The organism is Mesorhizobium sp. M7D.F.Ca.US.004.03.1.1 (assembly GCF_003998635.1).
Lineage (GTDB): Bacteria > Pseudomonadota > Alphaproteobacteria > Rhizobiales > Rhizobiaceae > Mesorhizobium > Mesorhizobium loti.
Map to the genome: position 1 here is coordinate 1 of NZ_RZQG01001503.1, position 834 is coordinate 834.

An 834-nucleotide genomic window follows, 5' to 3' on the forward strand; every position below is an offset into this window, starting at 1 on the left:
ATGGTGCGCTGGGTGCCGAACTGCTCGTCGCCTTCAAGCGGCTGATCGAAAATCCGATGGGCATGCTGGTTTAGGACGGGAGAGGGCGGTGCGGATGGTCTTCACCAGCCTCTTCGCTTTCATTCTTTCCGGATTCGCCGGCGGCCTCGTCGCTCAATTGCTGGCGGTCGAAACCGATGCGCAGGAAGAATACATTCTCGTGTTCATGGCGTCCGCGCTTGTCACCATTTGCGTGACGATCGTGTTTTTCATTGCACAGCTCTTTTCGAACGCACCGGCGATCATCGACTGGCTGGCCCTTTGCGCGATTGTCCTGTTCGTGCTGATCGGACTCGGCTTGATCGGCTGGACGTTCTCCCAGCCGATCGGCAAGCGCCAGTGGGGAGGTGACATGCCAATCATCGCCGGCCTGGTTTTGCCGAACCTGGCCACTGTGCTGGTTCACTGGCTGTTCGTGCGCTGGCGGGTGGGACGCGGTTTGATCAACGCACGGGTGGGCGCATGAAGACGGTTCTTTGTTACGGCGACTCGCTGACCTGGGGCTACAACGCCGAAGGCGGCCGCCATGCGCTGGAAGACCGCTGGCCGAGCGTGCTGCAAGCAGCGTTAGGCGCCGGCGTGCAAGTGATTGCCGATGGCCTCAACGGCCGCACCACGGCCTTCGACGATCATCTGGCCGGTGCTGATCGCAACGGCGCCAGGCTGCTGCCGACGGTCCTGACGACGCATGCGCCGATCGACCTGATTGTCATCATGCTCGGCGCCAACGACATGAAGCCGTGGATCCACGGCAATCCGGTCGCGGCCAAGCAAGGCATCCAGCGGTTGATCGAC

General features: G+C 61.9%; 2 protein-coding genes. Both read left to right on the forward strand.

The window, feature by feature from the left end:
• Nucleotides 1–94: 94 nt before the first annotated feature.
• Nucleotides 95–505 (forward strand): hypothetical protein, encoded by a 411-nt coding sequence (locus EN935_RS38265; protein ID WP_245468968.1) that lies wholly within the window; start codon nucleotides 95–97, stop codon nucleotides 503–505.
• A partial coding sequence (locus EN935_RS38270) for a GDSL-type esterase/lipase family protein (protein ID WP_245489171.1) occupies nucleotides 502–834 on the forward strand: 333 nt, incomplete at its 3' end. The genes EN935_RS38265 and EN935_RS38270, both read left to right, overlap by 4 nt.